At 64.7% G+C, this 25,214-nt stretch carries 18 protein-coding genes; 3 read left to right on the top strand and 15 right to left on the bottom strand.

The window, feature by feature from the left end:
- Window positions 1-7: 7 nt before the first annotated feature.
- Window positions 8-3,160 carry a TonB-dependent receptor gene (locus BT115_RS13775; protein WP_255369437.1) on the bottom strand — a complete coding sequence of 1,051 codons (3,153 nt, stop codon included), beginning with the start codon at window positions 3,158-3,160 and terminating at the stop codon, window positions 8-10.
- Window positions 3,161-3,999: 839 nt separating this feature from the next.
- Between BT115_RS13775 and BT115_RS13770 the strand changes: the two genes are divergently transcribed.
- Entirely contained in the window at window positions 4,000-4,542 is a 543-nt protein-coding gene (locus BT115_RS13770; RefSeq protein WP_072323123.1) for a hypothetical protein, read from the top strand.
- 26 nt (window positions 4,543-4,568) lie between these two features.
- Here BT115_RS13770 and fetB read toward each other — a convergent pair whose 3' ends face one another.
- Both fetB and BT115_RS13760 read right to left on the bottom strand, forming a co-directional pair.
- On the bottom strand, window positions 4,569-5,363 hold the full coding sequence (fetB, locus tag BT115_RS13765; protein ID WP_072323122.1) for an ABC transporter permease: 795 nt from the start codon (window positions 5,361-5,363) through the stop codon (window positions 4,569-4,571).
- Window positions 5,354-5,974 (bottom strand): ABC transporter ATP-binding protein, encoded by a 621-nt coding sequence (locus tag BT115_RS13760; RefSeq protein WP_072323121.1) that lies wholly within the window; start codon window positions 5,972-5,974, stop codon window positions 5,354-5,356. The genes fetB and BT115_RS13760 overlap by 10 nt, the downstream gene beginning before the upstream one ends.
- 199 nt (window positions 5,975-6,173) lie before the next feature.
- Here BT115_RS13760 and BT115_RS13755 point away from each other — a divergent pair, with 199 nt between their 5' ends.
- Window positions 6,174-7,268 carry a glycosyltransferase family 9 protein gene (locus tag BT115_RS13755; protein ID WP_072323120.1) on the top strand — a complete coding sequence of 365 codons (1,095 nt, stop codon included), beginning with the start codon at window positions 6,174-6,176 and terminating at the stop codon, window positions 7,266-7,268.
- Here BT115_RS13755 and BT115_RS13750 read toward each other — a convergent pair whose 3' ends face one another.
- From BT115_RS13750 to BT115_RS13700, 11 genes are all read right to left on the bottom strand, one after another.
- Window positions 7,269-8,414 (bottom strand): CaiB/BaiF CoA transferase family protein, encoded by a 1,146-nt coding sequence (locus BT115_RS13750; protein WP_072323119.1) that lies wholly within the window; start codon window positions 8,412-8,414, stop codon window positions 7,269-7,271.
- 123 nt (window positions 8,415-8,537) lie between these two features.
- Complete coding sequence (locus BT115_RS13745; RefSeq protein WP_255369425.1) at window positions 8,538-10,364, bottom strand: glycoside hydrolase family 127 protein; 1,827 nt, start codon at window positions 10,362-10,364, stop codon at window positions 8,538-8,540.
- A complete protein-coding gene (locus BT115_RS13740) occupies window positions 10,361-12,526 on the bottom strand; it encodes a formylglycine-generating enzyme family protein (RefSeq protein ID WP_072323118.1) in 2,166 nt (721 codons plus the stop codon). Before BT115_RS13740 ends, BT115_RS13745 begins: the two co-directional genes overlap by 4 nt.
- Before the next feature lie 19 nt (window positions 12,527-12,545).
- Window positions 12,546-13,814 (bottom strand): serine hydrolase domain-containing protein, encoded by a 1,269-nt coding sequence (locus tag BT115_RS13735; RefSeq protein ID WP_072323117.1) that lies wholly within the window; start codon window positions 13,812-13,814, stop codon window positions 12,546-12,548.
- Window positions 13,811-16,063 (bottom strand): TonB-dependent receptor, encoded by a 2,253-nt coding sequence (locus BT115_RS13730; protein ID WP_072323116.1) that lies wholly within the window; start codon window positions 16,061-16,063, stop codon window positions 13,811-13,813. The genes BT115_RS13735 and BT115_RS13730 overlap by 4 nt, the downstream gene beginning before the upstream one ends.
- 267 nt (window positions 16,064-16,330) lie before the next feature.
- Window positions 16,331-17,221, bottom strand: a complete 891-nt coding sequence (locus BT115_RS13725; RefSeq protein ID WP_072323115.1) for a LysR family transcriptional regulator — start codon at window positions 17,219-17,221, stop codon at window positions 16,331-16,333.
- 40 nt (window positions 17,222-17,261) lie between these two features.
- Entirely contained in the window at window positions 17,262-19,655 is a 2,394-nt protein-coding gene (locus tag BT115_RS13720) for a sodium:solute symporter family transporter (protein ID WP_072323114.1), read from the bottom strand.
- Window positions 19,652-20,500, bottom strand: coding sequence for an HpcH/HpaI aldolase/citrate lyase family protein (locus BT115_RS13715; RefSeq protein ID WP_072323113.1), 849 nt, complete (start codon window positions 20,498-20,500; stop codon window positions 19,652-19,654). The genes BT115_RS13720 and BT115_RS13715 overlap by 4 nt, the downstream gene beginning before the upstream one ends.
- A 137-nt stretch (window positions 20,501-20,637) precedes the next feature.
- Window positions 20,638-21,648 carry an NAD-dependent epimerase gene (locus BT115_RS13710; RefSeq protein ID WP_072323112.1) on the bottom strand — a complete coding sequence of 337 codons (1,011 nt, stop codon included), beginning with the start codon at window positions 21,646-21,648 and terminating at the stop codon, window positions 20,638-20,640.
- A gap of 10 nt (window positions 21,649-21,658) precedes the next feature.
- Window positions 21,659-22,936, bottom strand: a complete 1,278-nt coding sequence (gene tviB / locus BT115_RS13705) for a Vi polysaccharide biosynthesis UDP-N-acetylglucosamine C-6 dehydrogenase TviB (protein WP_072323111.1) — start codon at window positions 22,934-22,936, stop codon at window positions 21,659-21,661.
- A 113-nt stretch (window positions 22,937-23,049) separates the two neighbouring features.
- Complete coding sequence (locus BT115_RS13700) at window positions 23,050-23,466, bottom strand: hypothetical protein (protein ID WP_072323110.1); 417 nt, start codon at window positions 23,464-23,466, stop codon at window positions 23,050-23,052.
- Between the two features lie 198 nt (window positions 23,467-23,664).
- On the opposite strand from BT115_RS13700, the gene BT115_RS13695 reads away from it, so the two are divergent.
- A complete protein-coding gene (locus BT115_RS13695; protein WP_072323109.1) occupies window positions 23,665-24,195 on the top strand; it encodes a DUF6630 family protein in 531 nt (176 codons plus the stop codon).
- Window positions 24,196-24,205: 10 nt separating this feature from the next.
- On the opposite strand, the gene BT115_RS13690 is transcribed toward BT115_RS13695, so the two are convergent.
- Complete coding sequence (locus tag BT115_RS13690) at window positions 24,206-25,099, bottom strand: LysR family transcriptional regulator (RefSeq protein WP_072323108.1); 894 nt, start codon at window positions 25,097-25,099, stop codon at window positions 24,206-24,208.
- Window positions 25,100-25,214 lie beyond the last annotated feature (115 nt).

Here is a 25,214-nt window from a genome sequence, read left to right as displayed (position 1 = left end):
CGCGGGTTTACTTGTTGCTGTCACCACCGAACTTGTAGGTCACGCCGACGTAGTACTGCCGGCCCGGATACAGCAACTGGACGAGGCGCGAACGCGTGTCGCCGCCCAGGTAGGTATGCGGCCTCGCCTTGTTGAAGTTGATGATCGAGGCGGTAACCATGAAGTGCTTGTTGAACTCGTAATCGCCGTTCAGATCGATCTGGTGATACGGCTGCGCATAGATCGGCAGGCCCGCTGCCAGCCCCTGCATCGTGCGACCGGTCCAGTTATCGCTCGCGCGCAGCAGCAGGCCGTTCTTCTCGTAGAACAGCGACACGTTGGCCGCGTACTTCGCACTGCCGATCAGCTCGGCCTTGCCCACCTGCGTGTCGCCCAGCGACACCGCGGTCTCGCTGGTGTGATTGAGCGTGTAGTTGGCGATGTAGCCGAAACCCGTGTCCCAGGTGTGCTGCGCATACACCTCGATACCCTTCGACGTGCCGGAACGACCGTTGGCGTTGGTGCTGTACTGCCGGAAATTGGTCTGCGTGCCACCCACGTTCACGTCGATGTTGTTGACGGTCACGGGAACGACGAAGTTCTTCACCTTCTTCTGGAACAGATCGATACCGACGACGCCGTGTTCGGCGTAATACCACTCGCCGGCAAGGTCGAACTGAGTGGCGGTAAACGGCTTAAGGTCGGCATTGGCGCCGGACCCGTACCAGCCCGGCAGCGGCGCGCCGAACTGCTTGCGGTCGTTGTAGTAATCCTGCGTGTTGTTGGTGAGCTGACCGAGTTCGGCAAGGTCGGTGTAATTGGCACGGGCCATGGCCTGCGAACCGGCGGCGCGTAGAACGAAGTCGTCGGCAATCGTCCACGCGATGTTGAAGCTCGGCAGCAGCTTGTTGTATCGCTTGTTGGTCGTGGAATTGTTGAAGTTCTCGACCACTGCCACTTCGCGCGGCAGGTACTGGAAGTCGCCCGGGGCGCATGCACCACCCCCCGCGTTCACGCCCGACGCCGGACAGATCAGGATGTTGCCCGCGGGGTCGTGGTAGTACACCGCGTTGTTGGTGGTGACCTGATTGGCTACCGTGAGGTCCTGCTTCGTGGTGACGAAGCGCAAGCCGACGTTGCCGCGCACCGTGCCGGTATCGAAATTGGCTTGCACATAGGCCGCTGCGATCTTCTCGCCGATCGACGACTTGTTCTGCGGCTTGTTGTAGATCACCCGGTCGTAGGTGTCGTTGAGATGGTTGTAGTAGGCGGGGAAGTTGATGGCGGGGAAGATGCTGTCGCCGTAGGCATGGTTCACGCCGTCGAGATAATTCGGCAACAGGAAACCCGCCGGCAACTGGCCCGCGTTGGGATCGCAGGTCTGGAACTGCAACGTCGTGCCCTTGCAGTACCAGCGCACCTCGTTACTCTGCTGCTCCGCATTGGCGTCGCTGTACTTGGCGCCGAATTGCAACGACTGCAACCACGAGCCGTCGAAGGCCCAGGTGAAATCCGCTTGCGCGAAGTTTTGCGAGGTACGCGTATTTACCATGTTCGAACCCGTCGAACCCAGGTCTACCTGACCGGCACCGGCCTGCATGTTCTGCAGCACGGCCTGATCGGCGGTGATGCCCGGCTTGCCGCTCAAGTTCCATGCAGCGCCCGTGCTGCCGTCGATCCACTGGCCATTCACGAAGTTGCGCGGCTTGGCAGCCATGCCTAGTTCGATCGACGGACCGCCCTTCGCCCAGGTACGACCGACGTTGAACGAGCCGCTGAGCGCACCGCCGTTGTCCCACTCGCCTTCCAGGTTGAGCGTTTGCGACGTCGCCTTCTCGACAGAGTAGTTGCCGTTGAGCCAGGGAATTTCCGTCGAACACACGTCGACCGCCTGGCGCGGCGCGCCGGTGACAGGATTCACGGAGGAATTACAGCCAACGCCTGGGCGCGGCAGCACATAGTTGGCCCCGGTGACGATCGTGCCGGACTTGTCGAAGGTGAGGCCGTTCGGTGCCAGCAGGCGACCGTTCTGGTCAGCGAAGTTGGTGTTGTTCGGTAAACCCCACTCGGGAATTTCGAGCGTGTTGGTGATCTGGGTCTGCTCGCGCTCGAAACGGAAATAGTTGCCCGTCAGCAGGAAATGGTCGCTCGGCTTGAACTGCATCGTGGCCTGGGCGCCCTTGGTCTTCAGGGTCAGGTCGTTTTGACTCGTGGCGAACTGCTGCGGCATCCAGAACCCGTTGGAGACGTTGCCTCCCTGATCGACCACGCCGTTACCCCAGAGGTCGATATTGTTGTTGACCGCCGAGTTGTACGGATTGCCGTGGACGTTCACCGGTGGCTGGGTACACGTCGCGTGATCCGTGCAGTTGTCCGACCACCAGTGCCAACTCGACGCATCCGCCGAGTACGTGGTCGCCTGGCGCTTCTGGTACGCACCGGCAACGAGGACGCCGAACGTTTCGTCCTTGTTCTTCCAAGACCACAGCGCAGCACCCTGCGGCTCCGTCTTCGAACTTGTATCGGAGCTGGCCGCGGTGCCGGTGACGAAGCCCTCGTTCACGCCCATCTCGAGCGGGCGGCGCGTGCGCAGGTCGACGTTGCCGCCGATGCCGCCTTCGTCCAGGCGCGCTTCGAGGCTCTTGTAGAGCTTGATGTCGGAGAACATGTTCGCCGGGAACAGTGTGTAGTTGAACGAGCGCGTCAGATCCGCCGACGTATCGGCCGACGCGACATAGTTGCCGTTCAATTCGGTATAGGTCAGTTCGGGGGCGAGGCCGCGGATGCTGACCGTCTTGCCTTCGCCGGACTCACGGCTGATCACGACACCAGGCACATGCGCCAGTGCGTCGGCAATGTTCTTGGCTGGAAACTGCGCGATGTTCTGCGCGTTGATGACCTCGACGATGGAGTTGGCGTCGCGTTTGTCCAGCACGTTCTGATCGATGGACTGGCGATAGCTCGTCACGACGACCGTCTGCAGGTCGGTCGTGTCGTTGGAACCATTCTTTTCCTTGGCCTTCGGCTTCGGCGGGTTTTTTGTCGTCGTGGCGTCGTCCTGTGTGGGACTCGACGCGATTGGAGTTGCCTCCTGCGCGAAGACCGCGGTCGGCAAGGCGATAGCGCCAAGCGACAGACTGGCCGAGACGAGCGCGGCGTACAGCGGCTTGTGCGTAAACATACGTGGCAAACAAGTCATCTTTTTCTTCCCCTCGTTGATAAGCGCCCCGAAGAAGCCGGCGCGGTGATCCCCCGTTCGATCACTGCTGCATCTATAACGACACGCACCCTCCTATTGGATCGATCCAAATTTTTGGCGAAAGAAGGCCCCTCGACCCATCGTCGATGGATGCTTCGATAGTCTCCGGAAGGGCTGCGGCTCAGCCCTGCACAGCCGGCTTGGGCGCTGACGCCTTCCGGCTTCAGCGCTTTGTTGGCTTCTCGCCGCTATAGCGGCTCCCACAGAGGGAGCCAGAGGGTAAGCGTTCGAATGCGACGCGCGAACGCGTGGTGGTGGAACGACAGGCGATGCTTGGTTTCATGCGATGGCTTCCCATACCGCTCATCAGGCCCCAGGGAAAGCAGCTACACGTACGACACGGGATGCGCGATGGCGCACGCCGCGGAAGCCCTCCCCACCCCAACCAAGTCGATCCAGACAGCTTCGCGTCCCACCGCTGAGCTATTGACGGATTCCAACTTGGATCGATCTAAATCCCCTGGGCATGCATTAAGGCGCTAAAGGCGCGAGCTGTCACGCTGCGCTGCAAAAATGGCCATCCCTCTTACGGTCGATGGCGGCAGCGATACACGACGCGTAGATTGCTCATTCGACGATGGGAGAGGTGCATGCACGCAAAGCAATCCGGCTCCGCGAGGTGGTTGTCCTGTCTGTGTGCTGCGTCGGTAGCGGCGCTGTTGTGCTTACCGTCCATAGCGCAGACGCAAGACCCTGGATCGGTGGTCACGTCCAAGCCTTGCCAACCTGGGGCGCCTCTTACGCCCGGGCCCGCCTGTCTGTTGGCTCATCAGGACATCGGTGCACTTCCCGACGAACCGGTGTACTGGCACATCGACACCTTCACTGATGAATCTGCCGCGCGCGCGGCGAAGAGTCCGACCAGCACTGTCGTCGTCGACTTCGGCAGGGTCTGGTTGTTCACTGTGGCAGGAAAGCACTGGCACGCAAGCGGCGGCATGCATGCCGCGACGATCGGCCCACTTCCCGTCACCAAGGCAAAGGCCTTCAGCGCGGACTATGTGCACTCGTATTTCGCGCCAGGCATGAGCGCACCGCTACACAAGCATTCCGGTCCCGAAGGGTTCTACGCCGTGGACGGAGACACCTGCCTGGAGATGCCGGACGGCGCACAGACCGGCTTCGGCCCCGGTAACGCGCAAGTCATGCCCGGCGGCGAACCGATGCTGTTGATGGCGATCGGCAAGACGCCTCGACGAGCATTCGCGCTCATCCTTCACGATGCGACCCAGCCAGCGACGACTCGGATCAGCGACTGGCAACCCGCCGGACGGTGTGCTCGCGAACTCGCTGCGACGCGCTGACGCAGAACGGCAATAAGCGGCCGCCCTCAGCGATCCGCGAGTCGATCGAGCCGAAGTCGACCACGTGGATCGGTGAGCCGCGCCGTGGCAAGCGACACCGCGGCCACCGACGCAAGGCAGCTTCCACCAGCGAGCAGGAACATGAGCAGGATCTGATACTTCACCGCTTCCATAGGGTCCAGTCCAGCGAGAATCTGCCCGGTCATGATGCCCGGCAGGGTCACGACACCCGCGGCGCTCATCTGGTTCACGATGGGAATCATGCTTCGTCGTATGGCGTCGCGTGACAGGTCTGCGATGGCGGTCCGATAGCTGTCGCCGAGCATGAGACGTGCCTCGATGGCCGCGGCGTTGGCGCCTACCCCGTCGAAGACGCCGCTGAAGGCGATGCTCGCCGCGTTCAGCACATTGCCGAGAATGATGCCAGCCAGCGGAATCGCATACTGCGGCGAGAGCAAGGGATGGGGACGGATCGCTGTCAGAAGAGCGAACAGGCAGGTGAGCAGCGCGGGCGTCGCCACACTGGCAAGGCTGATGATAAAGCCGCCGCGACGGAGGCGCCGGGACGGTCGGGCCGCGGCCTCGCGTGCCGCCACCAGCACCATCGCGACGATCAACGTGAGCGTAAGCCAGGTCTGCCCCACGGCGAAGACAAAACGCAGCACAAAACCGATCGCCACCAACTGCACGACCATGCGCGCCGCAGCGACGATCAGGCTCCGGTGAAAACGCAGACGAAAAACCAGCGAGATAAGCGCATCGCCGAGAATCAGCAGCGACGCCACAGCAAGGTCCGAAGGATGCAGTGCGATCACGCCCATGCCGGCGCAAGCCTCCCCTTCTCCATCACGAACGAACGGTTCGCCACGCGCCGCGCCTGTCCGGCGTCGTGCGTGACCATGACGATACCGGTGCCCTCACGGCTGTACTCCATCAGCAGGTTCTCCACCGCTGCCATGGCATCGGGATCGAGTCCGCTCGTCGGTTCGTCGAGCAACAGGACATCCGGCGATCTGGTCAGGGCGCGAATCAGCGCGAGGCGCTGGCGCTCGCCCGTAGACAGCACACGGACCTCTCGCGTGAGGATGTCGTCGGGAAGACGCAGGCGATGCGCCAGGGTGGCGGCATGCGCTTTTTCGGAAGGGTCGACATGTATGTCGACCGTGGGGGCCCACCAACCGGATTGCGCAGGCACCAGCATCACGCGTCGCCGCCAAGCGGGGCCTGCCAGCGCTTCGCGTCGTTCGCCGCGTAAGGCAAGGCTCCCCTCGCCGGGGTCGAGATCGGCAAGTTGGCGAAGGAACAGCGATTTTCCCGCGCCGGATGCGCCCATGATGGCTACGCGCTCCCCTATGGCCAGCGTCAATGAGACAGGCCCCACACCGGGGCCACGCAGGTCGTCGACCGACAGGAGCGGTGTTTCGTTACACATGCGATGCCGTTGTGCGCCTGGACATGGCGCATGATGCGGCTTCCACGATGTGCCGCGCCATCGCACGCAGCGCAAGATCTTTCGATTGCCGCCAAACAAGCGCTCCGGGCGCGCTTGTAAGCAGATCGTCATGAAACCGACAGCTTGTTCTAAGCTGACTTTGGCATCGTAGATCGAACGCCCCCGCTCCGGAGCTTTCATGTCCACGGCCGTTTCGATCGACGAGGCCACGCGCGCCAACCCGACCCGCGTACCGTTGCATGGGCGCATGCATGCATGGCGGCGGCGCGCGATCACCTGGTTGCTCCGTCGCGTGATGCCACCCGCGCGGAACCTGGTGCGCGAGGGCGAACTTCCCGTCGCTGGTATCCAACGTGTACTCATCTGCCGCCCGAATCATCGTCTAGGCAATACGGTGATGCTTACGGCGCTGATGAGCGAGATCGAAAGCCGGTTCCCCGGCGCTGAAGTCGACGTGCTGGGCTCGGGTGGCGCTACGCGAAGCGTGTACGCCGGGTTCGACTACCTCGGCGAACTGTTCCTTTTGGATCGTCGCGCGCTCCGCCGGCCGTTCGCCACGATAGGCACGCTGCGCAAGCTGCGCGCCAAGCGCTATGACCTCGTCGTCGATGCGGCGGCGGGTTCGTCGTCCGGCCGTATCGCGGCCAGTCTGGCTCGCGCGCGCTTCCAGTTGAGCGTGGATGCGCTCGGTTCCGACGTACCCACGCATTTCGCTGCGCGCCCGGTGCGGGCACTGCGGCGCGCACTCGGCGTCGCGGATGCGACGCCGGTCCCTAACCTCGATCTGCGTCTCAGTACGGCCGAGCGCGTTGCGGGCGCAGCAGCCTTGGCACGCGTGCTTCGCGTTCCCGATCCGAGCGGACCGACGCTGGCGATCTTTCCCAACGCCACAGGCCGCAAGTGTCTCGATGCGACATGGTGGCAAACCTTCGTCAGCGAGTTGCTCGCGCGCGTGGGGCCGCTGCGCATCGTGGAACTGGTAGCAGCGGACGGTCAATCGCGCATCGGCAACGCGTACCCCACCTATTTCACGAGCGATCCGCGCAAGCTGGCCGCCTTCATCGATGCCGCCGGCATCTACGTGAGCGCAGACTGCGGCGTGATGCATCTCGCCGCCGCCACAAGTGCCATCACCATCGGCATCTTCGGGGCGACGGACCCAGAGCGCTACGCACCCTACGGACCCCGCAACACGGGCTTCCGCAGCGACGACGGATGCCCCGTGGCCAGCGCCACGCGCGCGGCCGCCCATCTGCGTGGCGCGATCCGCTGATCAGCGATCGAGCAGATCCTCGTGCTGATTCAGCGCCGGCGCCGCGAAGGGTTCCGGCGCGGGTGTACGGCCGAAGCGGATCGGATGGTTCACGCCGCGATACTGCCCCACGACAGGATGCTCGAAGGTAGCGACGAGCCCCTCGGCGGCTACCTGCGGATGGTCGAACATGTCCTCGATGCGGCGTGCGGCGGCGCTCGGCACGGCGTCCCCGAAGATCGCTTCCCACTCCAGTGCCGTATGCGCCGTGAGCGCGGCATGCAGTCGCGGCACGATCTCGGCGTGGTGCTCGGCACGCTTGCGCACGGTGTCGAAGCGCTCATCGTCGTGCAGCGCCATCAGGCCGGTGCGTTCGCACAGCGCTTTCCAGAAGCGAGGCGTATTCGCCGAGATGTAGATGTAGCCTGCGCGCGTGGGATGGATGCCGGTCACGCCGCCTGAGCGCATGTCGCGGCCGATATCCAGCGATTCGCCTTCTGCCCAGATCATCCGCGCCGACTGCATCGTCAATGCGCTGCGCAGCAGGGAAACGCCCACGTACTGGCCCAGTCCGCTGCGTTCGCGCTCGTAGAGCGCCGAAGACACGCCCGCCGCGAGCAAGGCCGCAGCGTAGTAGTCGACCACGGAGCCGTAGATCACCTCGGGCGGACCGTTGCGCTTGCCTTGCAGGGTGCACATGCCGGTCATGGTCTGCAGCACCTGGTCGTAGCCGGCCTTGTCTTTCATCGGCCCCGTCTCGCCATAGCCGGTAACCGCACAGTAGATGAGCCGTGGATTGATGGGGTTGAGCCGGTCGTGGTCGATGCCGAGTCGCGCGGGTACGCCCGGACGAAAGTTGTGCACGAGCACGTCCGTATCGCGCACGAGGCGCAACAGCGCCGCGTGGTCGGACGGGTTCTTGAGATCGAGCACGATGCCGCGCTTGCTGCGGTTCACGCCGAGAAAGGCGCGGCTCTCCGCGGCGAGCGTGGACGGATACTGGCGCAGGTTGTCGCCACCCGGAGGCTCGATCTTGATGACGTCGGCGCCCTGGTCGGCCAGCAGCGTGCAGCCGTAAGGTCCGGCGATATAGGCGCTGAGGTCGAGTACCTTCACGCCAGCGAGCGGCCCTGACGCGACGCGTGGGGACGATGTCGGGTTTTCCATGCTTGTCTCGGTATCCACAGGTTCCATGTCCCGTTTGCGCGGATCACTTTGCAGCAGGCGCGGTGCGCGATCAGCCCGCTTTGGATATGTTCTGGCAGCAGAAAATATTGCTTGAACGCGCAATCAATCCGCGGCTGCGACCTGCAGCCAGGTCAGGCGCCAGGCGCCGTCGCGGCGACCACCCGCGGCGAAGTAAGGCGTGAAGCGCAGCGGCGGGCGATAGCCCGGGTAGAACGACAACGCGGGTGCGCCGCCCTCCTCCAGGTCGAGCTTCAGCCACAGCTTCGACGGGCCCTCGGGCAGCCTCACCGTCTCGGCGGTCTTGAAGCCGTCGATCCGCTCGGTGGCATACACCAGCGGACCGCAGGTGAAGCCGACGTAATCGAAGCGCAGCACTTCCTGGCGTACCTCGCTGCCATCGGGTGCCCGCGATTCCTGCACGTTCCGGTTCGACGCACGATGGGCCACCGGGACGAAGGGGAACACCGCCGTCACCTGGTCGCCGTCACGCCACACCCGCTCGATGGATGCGTATTCGCCTGGCGTGATCGCGACACCTGCGGCCTCGCCATTCACCAGAAGGACCGCGCCATCGGCCCAGGACGGGATGCGAAGACGCAGGGCGAACCGACCTTCCCGCTCGAGCGCGACGTGCAGCCGGACGTCGTCCGGGTAAGGCCATGCGGTGTCCTGGCGGAGCGTGACGAGACCAACGCCTTCTAGCACGACCACGGTCTCGCCCGGGCCATAGAGGTTCACGTCGAGCGTGGCGCCATCGCGCACGCTCGTCGCCAGCGCCGGCAATTCCTCGATCGCCATCGCACCACTGGATTTGCAGCAACGCCAGTAGGTCGTGTGCACGCGCCGCCCGTTGGGGAACACGTAGTAGCACCAGCCTTCGCCGTCAGGCGCCTGTGCGGCGAGCAGGTCGTTATAGGCGGAACGCTCGATCTCTTCCGCGAAACATGCCTCGCCGGTCGCAGCGAGCAGTTCGCGATTGAGCTGGATCCAGGCCAGCGTGGAACAGGTCTCGATGTATGCCTCGGGACTGAAGGCGCCCGGTGCGTTGAACACCTCGCGCGACCGGTGCGCCACGCCGCCCCAAGGACCGCCGCCCAGCGTGAGGTGATGCTCGCGGATGCTGGCCCATACATTGCGCGCCGCGTTCAATAGTGCCGGATCGTCGGTGACCCGATGGAGTTTCGCTACACCGACCATGTTCCAGGCGAGCTGATACGCCTTGCCTGTACCGATGAATGCCGCATCCGCTCCGGCAAGCGCCTGGCGTAACAAGGCGAGGTGCGGGTTCGCGTCGGCTTGCGCGAGTACGAGACGCGCAAGGTCGAGGTAACGGGCGTCCCCCGTCGCCACATGCAGTTCCACCGCGGGATCGAGCAACACCGTGGCCGACATACCGAAATGATTGCCCAGGTCGGTGATGTCGATGCCGCCATCGCCCAGGGTCCGTAGACACAGATCGCCGATGCGCCGCGCTGCGTCGAGATACCGATCGCCGCCGAGCTGACGATGCACCTCGATCAGACCCAGGACGAGATAGGCGTGCGTCCAGATGTCCCAGGTGCGCACGCTGGGGGCACCGTCCCAGGTCACCGGTCTCGGCGGCCGGGGATGCATGAAACGTCGTGCGGGCGCATAGGTGCCGAGGTAGCCGTCGGGTTCCTGCACCGAGAGCAGATAATCGGCCACGCGAATCACGTTCGTGCGTAACGCCGCGTCACCGCTGCGCGCTGCGGCGCGCGAGGCCGCGACCAGCCACTTGCCGGCGTGCTCGCCGTACCAGTCGCCTTCCTCGTTCGTCGCGCGCCGCTCCGGCGAGAACAGCACGATCGCCGGACTCGTCTCGTCCACAATGAAATGCGAAAGCCGTCCGCGCAGATTGGCAGCGAGCGCGTCGCCCAGCAAGCCGTCGAAACGCGTGCGCGGCATCATGCGACATCCACCACGCAGCGGAAGCCGACACACCCGGAGCGGTCCTTGCACGGCGCCATCAGCAGATACTTGCCGTGCTGGTCCAGACGATAAGCCTGCGGAAAATACCAGTGTGACGTCTGGGGCTGATAGGCGCTGCCGCCGCGGAGAATGGCACTGCGCGTGTGCTCGTCTTCGTATTCGTCGGTCCATTGCCACACGTTGCCGACGAGGTCGAGCACGCCGAACGGGCTCGCTGACTCGGGGAAGGCCTCGACGTCGGCAGGCGCACGCAGGATGCGTCCGCGGTTCGGCGACGGCACGAGGTCGTCGCGCCATGCATCGCCCCAGGGATACCGACGGCCGTCGGTTCCCTGCGCCGCGTACTGCCATTCCCATTCGTGCGGGAGACGCTTGCCGGCCCAGGCGGCGTAGGCGCGCGCATCCTCAAGGGCCACCCACGTCACCGGCTTGTTCTCCCATCCTGCTGGCGGCTCGCCGCCCCGCCAGTGATGCAGGAAGTGGTGATCGTCCGCCGGCCACCAGCCGCTGTCGGCCAGGAAGGTCGCGAACTGCGCATTGGTCACCGGTGTGCGGTCGATGTGGAACGCGGCCACCTGCATGCGCTGGCGGTGGTGACGCCGCGCACTGGGTTCCCAGGGGTACTGCACGTCGTTGCCTTCCCAGGTCTGCCCCTCGATCTCGACGCCACCGACCACGAAGTCGAACTCACCGGCGGGAATGCTGACCATGCCCTCGGGCGCTTGCGCCTGCGGCAAGGTGGGCGCGATCGGCACCTGGCGCTGCGGCAGGCTGTGCCAAGTGGCGGACAGCGACGACAGCGGCGTCTCTGCCAGGCGTCGCATCGTGGCAAGGAAATCGTCGAGTCCGTCGATGGATGCACCCTCGCGCAGTGCCAGCACAGCGCCGAAACCCCTCCCTTCCAACGCGAAGCTGAGGACGGCCTGCTCGTCGTCCAGGCGCGGGGTCAGCGTCACGCCGTTCCACACATCCACATAGCGGGTGCCTTCGACATGGGGAATCGCCAGTTGCTCGCCGTCGACGACGTATTCGTTGCGATTGATGACGGTCCAGAGCGTATAGGCTTCCAGCGGAAAGCGGCTGGCGAACACGCCTGCCTGCCGCGTGCGCTCGTACGGACGCCAGTCCATGCTCACCATCGCCGGCGCGAACTGCCGTTCGATCGACGCGATGCGGCGAAGCGTTTCCGCATCGCGATGCGTGAAGGCGTTCCAGATGCCCCAGACGTTCTCCCAGGCGTTGTAGCCGATGCCGTTGAAGAAGATGTATTGGAGATCGTGCTGGCGGTCGCGGCCCCAACGATTCTCGTAATTGATCATGTGCCGCGGTTCGAGCCACTTGAACTTGGCGACCGGCGGCACGGGCTCGTTCGGCGCCTTCTTGCCCCAGCTCTGCACGTTCCAGATCAGTTGCTCTTCCGCACTGATCGTCGATTCCGGTTGCAGCACCACGGGACGCCCGACGGCATCGCAGGCGTCGAAGAACGCACGCGGTACGCCGTTGTAGGTATCGCCATTGATGCCATCTGCACCGACCGCCTCGACCAGCGTCGCCATACTCTGCCAGTCGCTCTCCCCGCTCGGACGCGTTCCGTGGTCCCAGGGCATGGTAGGCAGGAACACGCGCACGCCGCGGCGGTGAAAATCGTCCACGGCGCTGCGCAGGCCTTCGAGCCCGCCAGGCAGATCGTGCGCGAGGTCGGTCTTGTTGCGGTCGTCGATACCGATGTTGGGATAGACGAACCAGATGAGCACGCTGTCGATGCCGCCGAAGCGGCATTCGAGATCGTCGAGGTAGCGATCGACCGTGTAGCGACGCGCCACGGGATCGTAGAAATAGCGATCCTCGACCATCATCTGCGCGTGCACGAAGTTCCGCTGCGCCCATTGCAGTTCGGGTCGGCGATAGTTCGCGTCGTCATAGCCGATACGCACGAGATGTTCGCGCCGCCAGTCGGCGAGTTCGCGAACCCAGTCGTCCACGCTGCCATCGACGTCCATCTTCCAGTGCCCGATCTCGGCGAACGGCCACCCTGGCGCCTTGCCCGGCGTGGGCAGGTAGCGACCGGTGGTGACGTGCGAGAACTTGAACTCGTGGGTCACACGCGGCGGGTCGTCGCGGTCGTCGTTCGAATCGATCATGGCAGCGGACGCATGGGGGTCATGGGAGGGCATGGTAGACGAGGTCATAGAAGGGGCGCGCAAGCCGTGGCAGGTCGTAGCCGCCATCGTCGCGAGGAAGATGTTGCAACATGAGGATCGCGATCAGTCGCTCGCCGAGGTCGATGGTGTACGTCGTGGACGCCGCGCCGGACCAACCGTACTGGCCCACGGACCCGAGTTGCCCTCGCAGCGCCGGATCGAGCACCACGTAGCCGCCAATGCCGAAGCCCTCGCCCGCGCTGAACTGGTCCACGGGCGGGTCGAGCATGCCGAGCTGGTTGCTGAGCATGAACGCCACCGTCTTGCGCCCGAGCAGTACGTGGTCGCGATAACGTCCGCCATCCAGGAGCATCTGTGCGAAGTGTGCATAGTCGTCGACGGTGGCATAGAGCCCGCCCGCACCGCTGGCGTAGCGGTTCAAGGCATCCCCGGGATGCTGCGCGCTCGGGCTGCCGTCGAGAACGAGGCGACCGTCGTTCCCCATACGAGTGAGGTCCACGACACGATGCCGCTCGTTGGCAGGCACGGAAAAGCCGGTGTCGCGCATGTCGAGTGGGACGAAGATGCGCTCGTGCAGGAACACGGGAAACGGTTTCTTCGAGACCACCTCCACCACGCGCGCGATCAGTTCGATGGCGGCGCCGTCGTAGCCGAACCGGGTACCGGGATCGGCAGCCAGCGGCACGTTGCGCATGCGCTCGGTGAAACCCGCGAGGTCGTTCGCACCATGCGGATGGGCGCGCTCCATGGCAGCCAATGCGGGTTCGTCGCCAGGCAAGCCCGCCGGATACCCCGCCGTGTGCGTGAGCAGATCACGCAGCGTGATACGGCGCGACGCGGCGCGGCTGACGGGCGCGCCGTCGGGTCCCCTGTTGAGAACGCGGGGCGCATCGAAGCCCGGAAGAACATACGCCAACGGCTGGTCGAGCGTGACCTTGCCCTCCTCCACCAGCATCATCAACGCCACGGAGGTAACCGTCTTGGTCATCGAATAGATACGAAAGATCGCGTCGCGCCGCATGGGTCGGCGACGCGCAAGATCTTCGTAGCCGTACACGCCGACGTCCACCACGCGACCCTCGTGGACGATAAGGCTTACGGCGCCGAGGTAGCCCTGATCGTTCGTGGCGCCTCGCAGAAAGGTGTGCAGGGTTTCCAGGCGCGCGGGAGCCCACGGCTGCTCGGCCTGCGCCGAAGCGCAGGCCAGCGCGAGGCCGGCGAGTACCGCGCCCAGAAATCCGGTACGGCGGAGGAACCGTCCGATCACAGGGTGATCGTGTAGGTGAGCGAGGTGACCCGCCCGCGACCCGCCCAGTAGTTCTGGTAGCCCGCCAACTGCGACCAACTCAGGATGTACTGCTTGTCGAGCAGGTTCTCCACACCGAGCGAGAGCTTGCCGTAGCGTTCGAGCCCGTAGTTCACGCCGAGATCCCATAGCGTGTAGCCATGCGTGCGCTCGTCGTAGCTGAAGGTGGCGCCATCGTAGCTCCGGACGTCGTGGCCCGAGATATGCCGGCCAAACAACGAGGTCGCACCGAGCGTGGCGTCCAGGCGCGACGAATAGGTCCAGGTGACCGAATACGCCAGCTTGTCGGGATTGATGTCGAGCACACCGAGCGGCTTGTTCAGCCCGCCGTTGCCGTAGCGGCCAGCGGGATCGCTCGACCAGAACGAGGTGCGTCCGCTGATGTGCGAGTAGATCCCGTTCACTTTCCACTGGTCGTTGAAGCGCCACTCGCCGGTGACTTCGGTGCCCTCGATGCGCACCGGTGCGCGTGAGAGAATGAAGTCGGTGGTGTGCGGATCGACCGCGAGCGACGAACCGAACGGCGACTTGGAGATGTAGTGCGTGGCACCGAATGCGCCGTTGTCGCCGCGCCAGTTGAAGCCGAATTCGTTGTTCTTGTAGATGATGGCTTCGAGATCGCGGATCCGGCTGACCGACTGGCCCGGCGTGCTGATGTTGCGCAGCGGGATGCCGATGTTGGGCAGCGTGAAGCCTTCGCTGTACGAGGCAAAGATCGACCACTGGTCATTGACGCGCCAGATGCCGCCTATGTTGCGCAGATTTTCCTTGTACGAGAGCTTGCCGCCCTGCACGAACACCCGGTTGCGGTAATACGTGGTGGTGTAGCTGTTGACCGTGAGGCGATCGCTCTCACGGCGATAGCCACCGCTGATGGTGAACGGACCGATGTCGTAGGAGAGCTGCAGATACGGCGCCACGCTGTTGTAGATCATCGGCGGCACCCACAAGCGGCCCGTCAAGGCCAGCCGCTGCTGGGCCTCGTCGCGTGCCACGTCCACGCCGGTGTGCAGTTCCAACCCGGTGACGAGGAAATCGGGACGCGTCCACGAGGTACGGATACCGCGCTTCTTTGCGGTGATCTCGGACTGGTCGAAGAGCGTGTTGAGCGGCGCGATCAACGGGTCCTGCTTGTCCTCGGTGTTTTCCGGCAGGTAGCGCATGGCCTGGTCGGCCTTGTAAGCGTTGATGTCGAGCGAGCCGCCGAGCACGTTCTTGTGGCTGTATTCCACCGAATACTGCTTGAAGTCGTTGAACGCATCCTTGGAACCGAAGATGTGCCCCTTCTCCGAGGTATTCGTACGCGGTACGGCGCAGGGCGGATTGTCGGTAGGGCCGCGGCAGCCCAGCACCTGAACGTACTCGCCCTTGCCCTGGATCTTGAACCTGCTGACGGAGGCCTGGATGCGCTGATCGTCGTTCTCGCCGAAGTTGTAGCCCACCTTCGCGAACAGGTTCTTCGACGTCGAATCGGCGAGCGAGCCCGACGTGTTGAGGCCGATGCGACGACCGTTGCCGTCGTAGGTGATGCCGCGGTCGATGTACGAGCCCGAGAGCAGCACGTCGTAGCTACCCTCCTTGCGGCTGAACGTCACGCCCGTCTTCCAACCGCCGCTATCGGACTTGCCCTGGGTCTGGTAGCGCGTGGTGATGGTGGTCTCGTTGCCTTCCTTCGTCGGCGTCTTCGAGATGTAGTTGATGATGCCGCCCGCCGCACCGATGCCTTCGGATGCCGACGGGCCGTTGATCACCTCGACGCGACCGACGATGCCCATGTCGGTAAAGGTGCCGTTGCGCGAGCCCTCGCGCAGCGGCGAGCCCTGGGGCACGCCGTCGAACAGGCGCAGCGGAATGCGACCACGCAAGGTTTCGCCCGTGTTGCTCATCGCCTGCGACGATTCCGCATAGCCGGGCACGGAACGCGCCAGCACGGCCGTCGCGTCCTCCGTCACCAGCAGCGTGTGTGCGATCTCTTCCTTGTTGACGATGGTGATCGCGCCGGGGATTTCGTCCACCGCCTTCGGCATGCGCGTTCCCGTGACAATCACCTGGTCGAGGTCGGTCGGCTCGCTCTTCTTGTCGTTCTTTTTCTTCGCCGTGTCCTGCGTGTCGGAGGCCGCCGGTGCGGGCGTCTCCTGCGCATGCGCCGCGGTGACGAAAAGGGATGCCAGCAGGATGCTGCCGATGGCGGCGGAAAGTGGTTTGATCATGTCGGGTCCGTAGGTGCCGTTGGAGCGGATCGCCCGCGTGGGCGAAGGCGGCGCGATCGCTCTGGGGCGGCGCGCCTGACGGATGAAGCTCGGCTTTCGCGATTGGCTGCGCCCTCCCCGGCGCGCCCTTCGGCTGGTGTTTTCGTTGATGGCGAATCTATGCGGTTCGCGCGTGCCGAGAAACCGATGCCGGGTATGTTCAGAGACTAGTTTTTGTTGCTTACGAACCAAGCAAAACTATGCGGCGACGCAACATGATCGACATGTTCAACGTGCAGGCGCACGCGTCTTCTCCATGGCCTTGCGACTCTCCTGCAACAACACCGTGACGAGCCGGACGCGAACACTGGAGCGTGACCATACGATGCCGATGCGACGCGGCTCCGAAGGCTTGGGCAGCGGTAAGCGCACGAGGTCGAGTCCTTCGGGCCACGGTTGCGCCCAGTCCGGCACCAACGACACGCCGAGGCCACGATCGACCATCACCGCGATGGCATTGAGCGCGTTCAATTCGAAGCGCTCGCGCGGCACGATGCCATTCGCGCGAAGGTAATCGTCCGCCTGTCGGCCGCCCCACTGGTTACGGTCGTAGCGGATCAACGGCTCGCTGGCGAGCAACTCATGCGGATCGCGTGCAGCCATGCTGCGTGGCGCCAACACGACCAGCGGCTCCTCGCGCAGCAATTGCCATTCGCAGGTCTTCGGCAGCGGAAACGGTGCCTGGAGCACGACGGCTGCATCGAGATCGCCGGTCTCGACGTCGCGGTAGAGGTCCACCGAATAGCCGGGCTTGATGAAGACGTTGATGCGCGGAAAGGTCTCCACCATGCGCGCGAGCACGTCGGGAAGCATGCCTGCGAGGGCCGTGGGACACGCGCCGAGGCGCAGTTCGCCCGATACGCCGCTCTCGTTGGCGACGCTGCGCAGGTCGGCCACGTTGCGCAGGAGGTCGCGCGAGCGCTGCAGTATCCGCGAGCCTTCTTCCGTGACGCTGACGGTACGCCCCACACGAGCGATGAGCGTGGCGCCGATCTCGCGCTCCAGCGTACGTATCTGCTGGGCCACGGCCGCGGGCGTGATGTTCAGCAGGCGCGCCGCGGCCGCCATGGAGCCATGGTCGGCCACGGTGATGAAGGTATGCAGGAACTGGGTTTCCACGTTGGCTAGCCGGCACGCGTCAGAGGTAGGCCATGGTAGGTCATCGCCCTGCGTTGTCGCGATGGATCGTCAGACCTTTCAGCGACCCGGTCGGCGCCGGGAAGAACAGGCTGGCGACGTAGCCGATCACGATGCAGAGGAAAATGGAGATTGCGAGGTAGAAATACGGATGCACCAGCTTGAACATCCACGCCACCAGCGTGAGCACGGTGCTGGCGGCGATGCCGATGGCCACGCCCGGCGCGTTGGCGCGGCGGGTGAACATGCCCAGCGTATAGGCGCCTGCGAAGCCGCCGCCGAGGAGTCCCGCCAGTTCGATCGACACGTCGAAGAGGGAATGTACGTCGAAGCGTGACAGCAGCAGTGCAAGTCCGATGCCCACCAGCCCGACGACGATGGTGGTGACCTCGGCGAAGACCACGCTGTGCTTCGGCGTGGGGTGCTTCACCAGCCGCTCGTAGAAGTCCACGGAGACCAGCGTGGCGACGCTGTTCATGATGCCCGAGAGCGTCGCCATCGCGGCGGCGAAGATGCCTGCCACGATCAGGCCGGTCACCCCCATGGGCAGCTCCGCGGCGATGAACAGTGGAAACGTGGCATCGATGGGCAGCAAGGGGTTCATCCGCTCCGGATGCGCCTTGTAGTACACGAACAGCGCGGTGCCGATCATGTAGAACACGAAGCCGCCGGGAATCATGATTGCCGCGAACGCCCAGATCGATCGGCCGGCCTCTTTGTCGGAAGGCGTCGACAAGGTCCGCTGCATCAAGACCTGATCTTTCGGAAAGGTCAGCACCACGTCGAACAGCACGAGAAAGATGAAACCCCACACGGTGGCCTTGGTCAGGTCGAAGCTGAAATCGAGCAGGCGCAGCTTGTGGTCGGCCATCGCAGTGTGGACGAACTCGCCCATGCCGCCATGCAGATGCCAGATGATGAAACCGATGGCGAAGATCGCGCCGCCCATTTTGACGATCACCTGCACGACATCCGTCCAGATCACGGCCTTCATGCCGCCCATGGCGGTGTAGACGATCGTGAACCCACCCATGAGGATCACGCTCCAGGTGGTGCTGATCCCCGTGATGGTGGCGATGGCGAGCGCCGGCAGGAACAGGATCACGCTCATGCGGCTGCCGAGCTGGGTGAGGATGCACAAGGCACTGGCGAGCATGCGGATCGCCGGATGGAACCGGGTTTCGAGGTACGAGAACACGGACATCAGGTCGAGCCGGCGTAGCAGTGGCACGATCCATACCGCCACGAACATCAGGCCGAATACCGCGATGAGGTTGTTCGTCATGTACTGCCAGTTGCTCTCGAACGCCTTGGCGGGAATGGCGATGAAACTTATCGAACTGGTGTTCGCGGCATACAGGCTGATGCCTGCCGCCCAGAAGGGAATGCTGCGTCCGCCCACGAAGAAGTTGGACGTCGAGTTGCGTTTCTCGCGCAGGTAGAAGTACAGGCCGATGCCGATCATGCCGGCGAGGTAGACCACGATCACGAGCCAGTCGAGCCAGCGCAGCAGCAACTTGCCTGACTGGATCTCGGCCGAACCCACCTGCGTGCGTCCGTCCGCCGATCTCGCCCAGAGCAGTCCATCGCCCCACGGCGTCATCGCCTGCGGCTGCGCGAAGGTCGCACCGGGAAGCGTCGCCCATGAACGCGTGACGATCTGCCAGGTCATCGCACGGGCCGGCCCTGCCCCGTCGGCCACGAGATAGAGAATGTTCGCCTGACCTACCGCACGCGCCATGCCGGGGAGCACCATCGCGGGGAGATCCGCGCGACGGCTCCAGCCGTCGTCCGCCGTCCAGCGCCAGATGGCGTCGTCGGTGGTGACGAACACGCCCTTGCCCTGTGCCACGATGGTGGTCGGTGCAGCGTGGATCGGCCGTCCGCCGAGCGATGTCCACGTGGCGCCCGGGGTATCGACATCGAGGCGCCATAGCGTCGAGGCCTCACCGTCACGACCCACGACAAACAGGTCACTGCCCGAGACGGTCGCCTGCGCATCGTCCAGCGGTTGTGGCAGAGCGGGAAGCACACGTGCTTCCAGGCCGGCCGTGCTGGCAATCAGACGCGCGACGGCGGTCACTTTCCCACCATTGCGCAGCATCACGTAAGCGCGCTTACCGTCGCCAAAGCTGCGATCCAACCCCGCAGGCGGATGCCCTCCGGACCACGCCAGCGGTACCCATGCCGATGCCCCCGCATCCAGCGCCCATGCGCCATCCTCAATGAGGGCGACAGTCCGGCCGTCGAGTTGTGCGAGGCCGCGCATCTCGCCTTGGGAAGGAATGGCCGGAAGCTCCCTCGCCTTGAGCGGCGTAAGTGCGGCACCATGCGCCACGCCGACCAGCGACAGGGTTAGCAACAGCACGGCGAAACAGGCGCGGCGAAAGGTGGCGAGCACGCGCGCGTCGTTCATTCGTGCGACGCCAGCAAGGCTTGGGCGCGCTTGACGAACGGCAGATCGATCATGCGACCGTCGAGCAGAAACGCACCGCGCCCGTCGCGCGCAGCGTCTGCCGCCGCAGCGACCACGCGTCGCGCGACCGCCAGTTCTTCGGCTGACGGCGCGAACACGGCATTCGCCAGTGCTACCTGGCGCGGATGGATGCAGGTCTTGCCGGTGAACCCGAGACGGCGTGCCATGATCGCCTCCGCGCGATAGCCATCGGCGTCGTCGACGGCAGCGAAGGCCGCATCCACCGCGAACACGTCGGCTGACGCGGCGGCCATCTTGACCGCGAACATGGCAGCGTGAACGGCCGCGCCGTCGGTGCGATCGACGTGATACGGCTCGAACAGATCGGCGAGACCGAGTTGCAGGCCGGCCACACGCGGGTGGGCGCAAGCCATGGCCGCGGCCTGTGTCAGCGCGCGCGGGGTCTCCACGTTGACCAATAGGCCCACCGGCTGCGCCATGCGCTGCGATGCTTCCACGCGTTCCAGTGCGGCGACGACGGCACGCACGGCGTCCGCGGATTCCAGCTTCGGAATGTTGAGCAGGCTGAGTCCGGGCTGCACAACGGCGCTCAGATCGTCCTCGAAGTATGGGCTGTCCGGTGCGTTGATCCGCACGATGCAGAGCTTGGCGGCGTCGCGCATGGCAGCCGAACCGACGAACGCCGCCACGGCATCGCGAGCCGAGCGCTTCGCCTCCGGCGGGACGGCATCCTCGAGGTCGAACGACACGGCATCGGCCGCGCTGGCCAACGCCTTGACGAACAGTTCCGGGCGCCCGCCGGGCACGAACAACTTGCTGCGCATGGATCCCCCGCCGACGTCGGCGCCACGATGACCCGGGATTCTGCGCCATCGCACGCCCGCCAATCGAGCGAAGCGCGGATGTTCAAACGATAGGTTTCCTATCTTGCTGCGCAGCAGCAAGGACGATCGTGACCGGCTCAGACGCCGTGGTAGTCGCGATACCAGCGCACGAAGCGTTCGACGCCCTCGTCCACGCCAACCCGCGGCGCGTAGCCGACGGCATGACGCAGCTCGCTCACGTCGGCTTCGGTGTCGGGTACGTCGCCCGGCTGCAGCGGCAGCATGTCCATGATCGCCTCGCGACCGAGACATTGCTCAAGGCGACGGATGTAGTCGAGCAGCTCGACCGGGTGTTCGTTACCGATGTTGAACAACCGAAACGGCGCCACGCCGCTGGACGAGGGATCGGGTGCCTTGCCGTCCCACGTCGAATCGATCGTCGGCGGACGGTCCAGGCAGCGGATCACCCCTTCGACGATATCGTCGATGTAAGTGAAGCTGCGCCGGTGCCGACCGTGGTTGAACACCTTGATCGGCTCGCCCTGGAGGATCGCCCGGGTGAACAGGAACAGCGCCATGTCCGGCCGGCCCCATGGACCGTATACGGTGAAGAAGCGGAGGCCGGTGGATGGCGTGCCATACAGATGGGCGTAGCTGTGCGCCATCTGTTCGTTGGCCTTCTTGGTGGCGGCGTACAGCGTCAGCGGATGCTCGGCCGACTGGTGTTCGGAGAACGGCATGGCGCGATTCGCGCCATAGACCGAGCTGGTCGACGCGAAGACCAGGTGTTCGACCGCATGCGTGCGACACCCTTCGATGACGTGCAGGAAACCGGTGACGTTGCTCGACACGTAGACGTGCGGGTTCTCCGCTGCGTAACGCACGCCGGCCTGCGCAGCCAGGTGCACGACGCGCTGCGGGCGATGACGCGCAAAGACGTCCGCCATCGCATCGCGATCTGCCAGGTCAGCGTGCACGTGGACGTAGCGCGGGTCGTGGCGGAAACGATCCAGCCGCGCCTGCTTGAGCGTCACGTCGTAATAGTCGTTGAGGTTGTCGAGGCCGACGATCTCGTCGCCGCGCGCCAGGAGCCGCATCGCGACATGCGAGCCGATGAAACCGGCCGTGCCCGTGACCAGGATCTTCATGACTTGCGCCTCACAGCCGGCCGTCCACCGCGTCGCGCGGCAGCACGTATTTCACGTCGTAGATCACCGCATCGGGCTTGCCGAATGCGCGAATGCCGACGGCGCCAAGCTCGTGGAACTGATGATGTGCCACCGCGATGACGATGGCGTCGTACGCACCCGCCTCGGGCTGCGCCACAGGACGCAGGCCGTAGATATGCTCGGCTTCGGCAGCATCGACCCACGGATCGTAGACGTCGATCGTGGCGTTGTAGGTCTTCAGCGAAGCGATGATGTCCACGACGCGCGTGTTGCGCAGGTCGGGGCAGTTTTCCTTGAATGCCAGGCCCAGCATCAGCACGCGCGCGCCGACGGGATTGAGGCCTTTGCAGACCATGAGGCGGATCACTTCGCCGGCAATGTATGGCCCCATGCCGTCGTTGGTGCGCCGACCGGCAAGGATCACGTCCGGGTGGTGGCCGACTTCCTGTGCCTTATGAGTCAGGTAGTAGGGATCGACCCCGATGCAATGGCCGCCGACGAGGCCCGGGCGGAACGGGAGGAAATTCCACTTGGTGCCTGCGGCTTCGAGCACTTCGAGGGTGTCGATGCCGAGCTTGTTGAAGAGAATCGCCAGATCGTTGACCAGCGCGATGTTGAGGTCGCGCTGCGTGTTCTCGATAACCTTGGCGGCCTCGGCCACTTTGATCCGGCTGACCTTGTAGGTGCCGGCATCGATGATGCTGGCGTACAGCGCATCGACGAAATCCGCGGCCTCGGGCGTGGAACCGGAAGTGACCTTGCGGATGTTGTTCACCCGGTGCGTCTTGTCGCCCGGGTTGATCCGTTCGGGGCTATAGCCTGCGAAGAAGTCCTGGTTGAACACCAGTCCCGATACGCGCTCCAGGATCGGCACGCAGACTTCTTCGGTGCACCCAGGATAGACGGTGGACTCGTAGACCACCACGTCGCCACGCTTGAGCACCTTGCCCAGCGCCTCGCTCGCACGCGTCAGCGGCGTGAGGTCCGGGCGCTTGGCGCTGTCGATGGGCGTCGGCACGGTCACGATGAAAACGTTGCACTCGCGCAGGTCGTCGAGCTCGCTGCTGTAGGCCAGGTGCGTGGCCTGCCCCAGAGCGTCGCGATCCACCTCGAGCGTGCGGTCGTCGCCCTCGCGCAGCTCGCGCACGCGCGACAGGTCGATATCGAAACCGAGGGTCGGGAAACGCTTGCCGAACTCGACGGCCAGGGGCAATCCCACATAGCCCAGCCCGATCACTCCGATCTTTACCTTGTCCAACTGCTGCATCGGGCTTCCGTCGAAGGAGGTGCGGCGGCCGGCGGGGCCGGCGCGGCCATCAAGCGAGGAAGCCTAGCGGATCGGCCACGGCGGGCGCCAGCACCCGCCGTCGTGCTGCGCCTTCAGCCGCCTTCGGCCGGCCGCTCGCTCACGTCGCGGACGCTGTAGACGTCGATGGCGTAGGGCGTCTGCGCGTCCCCGGTGGCCTTGAAGCGGCCGAAAACGGTCGCGTCCGCACGAACCCCTTTGCCCGCCACGGTGCGACGGAAGGACGCAATGTCGCGCTTGCGGCTCGAGGCGTCGTCCATGGTGAGGCCGATGGCGGCCTTGCACTGCGCGTCGGAAAGCAACGTGGTCTTTCCCTCCGTGCTGGCCGTGCCGCGTACCGTCACGGTCGTGCCGACATAACGCTGCGCCGTGCCCAGCACGGTGCACAAAGTGTCCGGCGGTGGATCGTCGGAACGGGCCGCGGCGGCGCCGACAACCAGCGCCAGGATGAGGGCGACACCCGTCGCCCGGACGAACGCGATGCTCTTCATAGGCTTTCCCCCTTTGGTACCGGCCCACGAGGGGCCGCGCCGATTGGACGGCTAAATCGAAGGACACCGCGTTTGCCGAGGGCCGTCAATAAGAAATTTGGGCATGCGCAGGCCTTGGCACGCCGATTTGGACGTCCAATCCCGCATTCGCCGGGATCGGCGATACTGTTGCCCCCTACCCCGAAGCGATATCGATCCATGGCTTACGACGACGACTACGAGGACCGCGACTACGATGAGGACGAGGACGGCGAGGACTCCACCGAAGCCCACGTGTGGCAGTTGCTCCTGCTGATCAATCCGGGCGACGAGGACAGTGCGGAGGTGCAGTTCAAGGCCTACCAGGAGCTGACCGAAGAGGAAGGCGACGAAGATCCTGTCCGTCTGGTGGCCCAGGTGACCGATTGGCGTTCGGGATTCGAGGTGGACGCGGACGACACGCGTGCGCTGGTGGAGGTCATCAACGAACTGGTGGCGCGCTGGAATCTCGTGCTCGATTGGGATGGCGACCCCGCCGACGACGAGTTCCACGAAGATATCGACGGCGTCGAGATCTTTTCCCGCGCGTTCGACAGGCTTCGCGAACACGGCTACACCTTGTGGGCGCGCGAAGCCGAGGACGATGATGTCTACGCGGGCTGGATCACGCGCTCGGACGACGACGAGGCCATGCGACTCATTGCCACGCAGCTCGGCATCAACCTGCGGCTGGGCAGCCAGGTCGGCTGATCGCGCCGCGTCAGGACCTGCCCAGCCGCTGCTTGAGCAGGTCGATGAACGCGCGAACCTTCACCGGCGGGTGCTTGCCCGGATAGACCGCATAGACGCCCCCATCAGGCAGTTTGTGGCCCGGCAACAGGGCCACGAGCCGGCCATTGGCGAGGTCGTCTTCCACCACGTAATCCGGCAGCACGGAGATTCCCAGGCCGGCCAATACGAACGCATGCGCGGCGAGGGTGCCATTCGCGCTGGCCACCGGGCGCGTCTGGACCGAGTGATCCGACCCGCTCTCGTCGGTGAACGTCCAGCGCGTGGGCGAGGAAAGCACCGTAAGGGCGATCCAGGCGTGCTCTGCCAAGTCGGCAGGCACGCGAGGCGCCCCATGCCGCGCGAGGTAATCCGGGGCGGCGACCAGACACTGGCGGAAGCCGGCGAGCTTCGCCGCCCGCAGGCTCGAATCGCGCAACCAGCCAATGCGGATCGAAAGATCGATGCGCTCCGCGATGAGATCGACCAGGCGGTCGCCAATCACCAGATCCACGCGCACCTGCGGGTAGTGCCGGGCGAACTCGGCCAGGGCGGGCGCGACGATCGACGGGCCGTGATCTTCCGCCGCGGCAACGCGTAACACGCCCATCGGGCTGTCCCGGCACTCGCCCACGTGGGCGATGGCGGCTTCGGCATCGGCGACGATGCGCACGCAATCCTCATGGAAACGCTCGCCCGCATCGGTCAGCGACATCCTCCGCGTGCTGCGCACAAGCAATTGCACGCCGAGTTCGTCTTCCAGCCGAGCCAGATGCTGGCTCACCATGGCCTTGGTCGTGCCCAGTTGCTCGGCTGCTGCGGTGAACGAGCCCGCGCGCACGAGGGTGACGAAAATGGCGAGACGATTGAGGTTGACCTCGGCCATGAGTGCTCCCGATCGTAAAGCCGCACTTTACGATGAATTGCGCCACGCGGCGTTTCTCGTGAACGACCGAAGGCGCATGCTGGCACCTGTTCACACCAGCCATCCCGCCACTCAA

Origin of the sequence: Luteibacter sp. UNCMF366Tsu5.1, assembly GCF_900119235.1 — a bacterium.
Classification (GTDB): domain Bacteria; phylum Pseudomonadota; class Gammaproteobacteria; order Xanthomonadales; family Rhodanobacteraceae; genus Luteibacter; species Luteibacter flocculans.
The sequence above is the reverse complement of the archived record's forward strand: the minus strand, read 5'-3'. Positions and strand labels throughout refer to the sequence as shown.

What these genes read in the sequence shown, in the direction of transcription:
- BT115_RS13775 (WP_255369437.1), bottom strand. Translation starts at nt 3,160, where the DNA reads ATGTTTACGCACAAGCCGCTGTACGCCGCGCTCGTCTCGGCCAGTCTG.
- fetB (WP_072323122.1), bottom strand. Translation starts at nt 5,363, where the DNA reads ATGGGCGTGATCGCACTGCATCCTTCGGACCTTGCTGTGGCGTCGCTG.
- BT115_RS13760 (WP_072323121.1), bottom strand. Translation starts at nt 5,974, where the DNA reads ATGTGTAACGAAACACCGCTCCTGTCGGTCGACGACCTGCGTGGCCCC.
- BT115_RS13755 (WP_072323120.1), top strand. Translation starts at nt 6,174, where the DNA reads ATGTCCACGGCCGTTTCGATCGACGAGGCCACGCGCGCCAACCCGACC.
- BT115_RS13750 (WP_072323119.1), bottom strand. Translation starts at nt 8,414, where the DNA reads ATGGAAAACCCGACATCGTCCCCACGCGTCGCGTCAGGGCCGCTCGCT.
- BT115_RS13745 (WP_255369425.1), bottom strand. Translation starts at nt 10,364, where the DNA reads ATGATGCCGCGCACGCGTTTCGACGGCTTGCTGGGCGACGCGCTCGCT.
- BT115_RS13740 (WP_072323118.1), bottom strand. Translation starts at nt 12,526, where the DNA reads ATGATCGATTCGAACGACGACCGCGACGACCCGCCGCGTGTGACCCAC.
- BT115_RS13730 (WP_072323116.1), bottom strand. Translation starts at nt 16,063, where the DNA reads ATGATCAAACCACTTTCCGCCGCCATCGGCAGCATCCTGCTGGCATCC.
- BT115_RS13720 (WP_072323114.1), bottom strand. Translation starts at nt 19,655, where the DNA reads ATGAACGACGCGCGCGTGCTCGCCACCTTTCGCCGCGCCTGTTTCGCC.
- BT115_RS13715 (WP_072323113.1), bottom strand. Translation starts at nt 20,500, where the DNA reads ATGCGCAGCAAGTTGTTCGTGCCCGGCGGGCGCCCGGAACTGTTCGTC.
- BT115_RS13710 (WP_072323112.1), bottom strand. Translation starts at nt 21,648, where the DNA reads ATGAAGATCCTGGTCACGGGCACGGCCGGTTTCATCGGCTCGCATGTC.
- tviB (WP_072323111.1), bottom strand. Translation starts at nt 22,936, where the DNA reads ATGCAGCAGTTGGACAAGGTAAAGATCGGAGTGATCGGGCTGGGCTAT.
- BT115_RS13700 (WP_072323110.1), bottom strand. Translation starts at nt 23,466, where the DNA reads ATGAAGAGCATCGCGTTCGTCCGGGCGACGGGTGTCGCCCTCATCCTG.
- BT115_RS13695 (WP_072323109.1), top strand. Translation starts at nt 23,665, where the DNA reads ATGGCTTACGACGACGACTACGAGGACCGCGACTACGATGAGGACGAG.
- BT115_RS13690 (WP_072323108.1), bottom strand. Translation starts at nt 25,099, where the DNA reads ATGGCCGAGGTCAACCTCAATCGTCTCGCCATTTTCGTCACCCTCGTG.